The organism is Cellulomonas chitinilytica, assembly GCF_016862675.1.
Taxonomy (GTDB): Bacteria; Actinomycetota; Actinomycetes; order Actinomycetales; family Cellulomonadaceae; genus Cellulomonas; species Cellulomonas chitinilytica.
This window is the reverse complement of the sequence record NZ_BONK01000030.1, coordinates 1-3,047: the sequence shown is the minus strand read 5'-3', so window position 1 is coordinate 3,047 and position 3,047 is coordinate 1. Positions and strand designations below refer to the sequence as shown.

Here is a 3,047-nt window from a genome sequence, read left to right as displayed (position 1 = left end):
AACGTCGCGTTCCACCTGTTCAGCGACCCGCACTCCCAGCACGCGCCCGGGCCGGGCGGCCCGACGCCGGACACCCTCCAGGTCGAGCGCGGCACCGCGGTGTTCGACCTCGTCGTGACGACCTGGGACGACGCCGACACGGTCGCGGGACGGATCGAGTTCAACACCGACCTGTTCGACGCCGCCACGGTCGACCGGCTCCTCACCCACCTGTCGACCCTGCTCACCGCCGCGACCACCCACCCGGACAGGCCGCTGAACAGCCACGACCTGCTCACGGACGCCGAGCGGGCCCAGCTGCGGACCTGGAACGCGACCGCGGCCGCGCTGCCGACGACACCGGTGGAGTCCCTGTTCAGCGCCCGCGCCGCCGCGACTCCCGACGCGATCGCGCTGGTCAGCGACGACGAGACGTGGACGTACCGCCGGTTCGGGACGCAGACGCACCGGCTCGCCCACCACCTGCGCGGGCTCGGCGTCGGCCCGGGCACCGTCGTCGCGGTCTGCGCCGAGCGGACCCCGCACCTGCCCGTCGCCGTCCTCGCGATCCTCGAGGCCGGCGGCGCGTACCTCCCCCTCGACCCGACGTACCCGCCCGACCGGCTCCGCGACATCCTCACGGACGCCCGCCCGGCCCTGCTGCTCACGGACGCGCCGTCGCCCCCGACGACGGACGTGCCGACGCTCGACCTCGCCACCCTCGACCTCAGTGCCCACCCCGGCACCCCGCCGCCGCCCACCGCGACCGGCGACGACCTCGCCTACGTCATCTACACCTCCGGCTCCACCGGCCGCCCCAAGGGCGTCGAGGTCCCCCGCCGCGGGCTCACCAACCGGATCGCGTGGATGCAGGACGCCTACCGGCTCACCCCGGACGACCGCGTGCTGCACAAGACGTCGATCGGGTTCGACGTCTCGGTGTGGGAGCTGCTGTGGCCGCCGGCCGTCGGCGCCACCATGGTCCTCGCCGCCCCCGGTCGCGGCGCCGACCCGGCGTACCTCGTCGACCTGGTCCGGCGCACGGGCGTCACGACCGTGCACTTCGTGCCGTCCGTGCTGCAACAGTTCCTCGAGCACCCGGACGTCGCGTCGGCGCGCAGCCTGCGCCGGGTCGTGTGCAGCGGCGAGGCGCTCGGTCCGGGCCTCGCGCAACGGCTCCTCGCGACGCTCGACGTCGAGCTCGACAACCTGTACGGGCCGACCGAGGCGTCGATCGACGTCACCGCGTGGCGGGTCACACGGCAGGACACGCACGTCGTGCCGCTGGGCCGCCCGATCGCGAACGTGCGGTGCCACGTGCTCGACGAGCACCTCGACGAGACGCCCGTCGGCGTGCCGGGACAGCTCGCGCTCGCGGGGGTGGGCCTGGCCCGCGGGTACGTCGGGCGGCCGGACCTCACGGCGGAGCGGTTCGTCGAGCACCCGCTCGGCGGCGCGCCCGACGGGCGGCTGTACCTCACCGGGGACCGCGCGCGGTGGACGGCCACGGGGGTGCTGGAGTACCTCGGCCGGGCCGACGAGCAGGTCAAGGTCCGGGGCGTGCGCATCGAGCTCGCCGAGGTGGCGGCCGCGATCGACGACCTCGACGTCGCCGCGGCGTGCGCGGTGGACGCCCGGCCGGGCACCGACGGCCGGACGACCCTCGTCGCGTACCTCGTCCCCCGGCCCGGCGAGGACGTGCCGGGCACCGCCGACCTGCGGTCGAGGCTCGCGGTGCGGCTGCCGGACGCGTTCCTGCCGACCGCCGTCGTCCGGGTCGCCGCCCTGCCCCTGACCCGCAGCGGCAAGCTGGACCGGCGGGCGCTGCCCGACCCGGAGCTCGGCGCCCCCGGTGACGGACCGCGGCCGGCGGGGCCGTCGACGCCGACCGAGGAGCGGGTGCTCGGGATCTGGCAGGACGTGCTGCAGCGGCCCGTCGCCGGGGTGGACGACAACTTCTTCGACCTCGGCGGCCACTCGCTGCTCGCGACCCAGGTGGTCGCACGGCTGCAGTACGACCTCGGCGTCGACCTGCCGCTCGTGCAGCTCTTCGAGTCGCCGACGGTCGCGGCGCTGGCCCGCCGGGTCGACGCGCTGCGGGACGGCGACGACGGTGCCGGCCGGATCACGCGCCGCACCGACCCCGACGCAGCCGCCGACCTGCTCGCACGGCTCGACACCCTGACGGACGCCGAGGTCGAGGACGCGCTGCGCGAGCTGAGCAGGGGGGAACGGACGTGAAGGGGCGACGGACGTGACGGACACGCGCGAGGCCGAGGCCGGGGTCCGGGCCGACGACGAGCGGCGGCGGGCCCTCGCCGAGCTGCTCCTGACCCGCACGGGAGGCCGCCGGGAGTTCCCGCTGTCGTTCCCGCAGGCGCGGCTGTGGTTCCTCGACCAGCTGCACCCGGGGAACGCGTTCTACACGATCGACGTGGCGCTGCGCCTCGACTTCGCGGTCGACCCGGCGCTCGTGCAGCGGGCGGTGGACGACCTGGTGGCGCGGCACGAGTCGCTGCGGACGACGTTCGAGACCCGCGGGGACCAGCCGGTCCAGGTCGTGTCGGCGCGCGTGCCGGTGCCCGTGGCGGTGGTCGACGTCGCGGACCGGCCGGACCCGCAGGCGGCGGCGGTGCAGGTGGCGACGGACCAGGCGCGGACGCCGTTCGACCTGACGACCGGGCCGCTGATGCGCGTCACGCTGGTCCGGCTCGCGGCGTCCCGGTGGGTGCTGGCGGTCGCGGTGCACCACATCGTGGCCGACGGGTGGTCGATGCGGGTGCTGTTCGCCGAGATCGCCGCGCTGTACTCCGCGCACGCCCGCCGGGTCCCACCGGACCTGCCCGATCTCGCGATCCAGTACCCCGACTACGCCCTGTGGCAGCGCGAGGTGCTGACCGGGGACCGGCTCGACGAGCACCTCGGCTACTGGACGCAGCAGCTCGCGGACCTCCCCGTGCTCGACCTGCCCGCCGACCGGCCCCGCCCGCCGGTGCAGACGTTCACCGGCGCGACCACCGCGTTCACGCTGCCTGCCGACGCGGTCGCGGCCCTCCGCGCCCTCGCGA

At 75.8% G+C, this 3,047-nt stretch carries 2 protein-coding genes; both read left to right on the top strand.

All coding sequences use genetic code 11. The annotated features are described in order from the left end of the window. Positions 1-2,220, top strand: a 2,220-nt coding sequence (locus Cch01nite_RS22500) for a non-ribosomal peptide synthetase (RefSeq protein ID WP_203758757.1), incomplete at its 5' end; no start/stop codon positions are given. 13 nt (positions 2,221-2,233) lie between these two features. Further along, a partial coding sequence (locus Cch01nite_RS22495) for a condensation domain-containing protein (RefSeq protein ID WP_239071260.1) occupies positions 2,234-3,047 on the top strand: 814 nt, incomplete at its 3' end.